The following is a 1,870-nucleotide window of genomic DNA, read 5'->3' as shown; positions in this document are numbered from 1 at the left end:
CTTTGCGCCTGGAATGCGCGGTCGACTTGGACAACCCTCACGTGGAACTCCCGTGGATCAATCCGATGCGGTTCAGGACGGGCGATCGGATAGTGGAGATCGGCATGCTCGCCGAACTTAGGTCAAAACATGGTTGGGCGGAACACAACCGACGTGACGGAGCGCTCGACCGGCCCGTGATGAACCGCCTCGATGTTGTGGCCGTCCGGATCGAGCACGTAAGCCGCGAAGTAGTTCGGATGGTACGTACGCTCCCCGGGTAATCCGTTGTCTCTTCCGCCGGCCTCAAGTGCCGCCGCATGGAAAGCGACTACATGATCCCGCGACGGTGCTTGAAACGCGAGGTGAACGCGGGAGACCGGACCATCCGCTTCATCGATCCAAAGCTCGTCGGCCGCGAAGAAATGATCGCCCTCCATGAACTCCGAGAGCCCAAGAGCCGTGAGAGCGGCCTTGTAGAACCGCCTGCTTGCATCGAGGTTCGCGACCCGCAGGTGCACGTGGTCAATCAAACGGCCTCTGTGAAACTCCATTCGCATTCTCCATCTCTTTTGACAGGCTTCGCTCCCGGATCGGGGCACAGTCGTGGCGGATCGCGAGCCACGCGGCCGCGAGCATGATCGTCATCTCGGCCCATTCGTGAGGCAACCCCACCTGTCCAGGACGATCACTCCGAGCAGCACGGCGATCGCGGGAACCCAGTGGCCAGCACACCACCAGAAAGCCAGTAGAAGAGCGCCGGCGGCCAAGAAGCGCGCCCCTGAGAACTGGATGGGAGGGACAAGAGAAACACCAGTCTTGATCGCAATCCATGTCGCTCCCCAGATGAAGCACATGATCAAGAATGATATTGTAGAACGGCCTAATGTAGCGAACATGATGGCCGGGACTTAGCAGAACTGGACTGTGCCGTTCTTGCCAAATTCATGGTCTGCCGAGGTTAGGCAACGAGGTCAGTACAGGGCGGTATTTTGCCGCTGCGGATCGGCAAGCAGGACCGTGAGAATTGGCGTTCGCCAAGCGGCGGGAAGCTGACTGGGCAAATCAAAGAGGGGCCACGCATAAGCTTTCACCTCTACGCCGGTCCGGAGCCCAGAGGCCTCTGGCGGGACGTGGGCCTGTGACAGCGGCACCCCACGCTGAAGGTTCGCAGGCTGTGCTGCGACGTAGACGAGTCTCCGACGCCCGTCGCACCAGCTCGGCTCCTGCCAAGTCAGGGCTGCGCAGCAGAGGGCGCTGCGACGATCGTTTGAGACGATGTAGCAGCATTGGCGCGGCCTAACTTTGAGCAGCTTGGTGCGATGGCTCGGGTCCGGCCCTCCGGTCGCAGGCACATTCAAAATTTGCGAGGAGGTCAATGCGATGCTCCTGGAACCTGCTCTTTACTTGCGGGCGGCCATGAGGTCATGGGTGAGGACGGTGAGCTTGCCGATTAGCGATGCCATATCGCCGGGATCGCATGACCATTGGGTTCCGATGGCCGATCCATCGGCGGACACGGACACGACGGCGAGCGAGCGCAGCTTGCCTTCGCGGGCGAGGCGCAGATGCTCCTGCAGCAGGTCGATCATCGATGCGGTGGTCTCATCGGCGGGTGGCGTCGTCACCGGATGGAGCCGGATCACCGACTCCCGCTGGCTCGCGTGCGTGTCGTTCATAGTGCACCCCTCAACAATTCCTGTCGCGTTGCAGCCTTCCAGTCGGCTGAGGATGCGCACTAGACATGAACCAAGTGTCAAGACCAGGTCGGCGGTTCACAATCATTGGTTCTGTCGCTTTTCGACAACACTCGTACGAGAAGCGGGGCAGTTGTTGCTTGAGCATTTCTGCAGGTTGCTGCCATTGTTACGGGAAGTCTTTGTGGCGCAAT

3 protein-coding genes are annotated in these 1,870 nt (G+C 60.3%); all 3 read right to left on the bottom strand.

Features of this window, described 5'->3' with window-relative positions:
* Positions 1-122: 122 nt before the first annotated feature.
* A complete protein-coding gene (locus GR303_RS24185) occupies positions 123-533 on the bottom strand; it encodes a VOC family protein (RefSeq protein ID WP_161727005.1) in 411 nt (136 codons plus the stop codon).
* A gap of 90 nt (positions 534-623) precedes the next feature.
* Entirely contained in the window at positions 624-878 is a 255-nt protein-coding gene (locus tag GR303_RS25625; protein WP_425487144.1) for an EamA family transporter, read from the bottom strand.
* A 504-nt stretch (positions 879-1,382) separates the two neighbouring features.
* Positions 1,383-1,658 (bottom strand): hypothetical protein, encoded by a 276-nt coding sequence (locus tag GR303_RS24175; protein WP_161727009.1) that lies wholly within the window; start codon positions 1,656-1,658, stop codon positions 1,383-1,385.
* Positions 1,659-1,870: the final 212 nt, after the last annotated feature.

The sequence above is a fragment of the Microvirga arsenatis genome (assembly GCF_009910705.1).
Lineage (GTDB): Bacteria > Pseudomonadota > Alphaproteobacteria > Rhizobiales > Beijerinckiaceae > Microvirga > Microvirga arsenatis.
This window is presented reverse-complemented; position numbering and strand designations above follow the sequence as displayed.

What these genes read in the sequence shown, in the direction of transcription:
- GR303_RS24185 (WP_161727005.1), bottom strand. Translation starts at nt 533, where the DNA reads ATGGAGTTTCACAGAGGCCGTTTGATTGACCACGTGCACCTGCGGGTC.
- GR303_RS25625 (WP_425487144.1), bottom strand. Translation starts at nt 878, where the DNA reads ATGTTCGCTACATTAGGCCGTTCTACAATATCATTCTTGATCATGTGC.
- GR303_RS24175 (WP_161727009.1), bottom strand. Translation starts at nt 1,658, where the DNA reads ATGAACGACACGCACGCGAGCCAGCGGGAGTCGGTGATCCGGCTCCAT.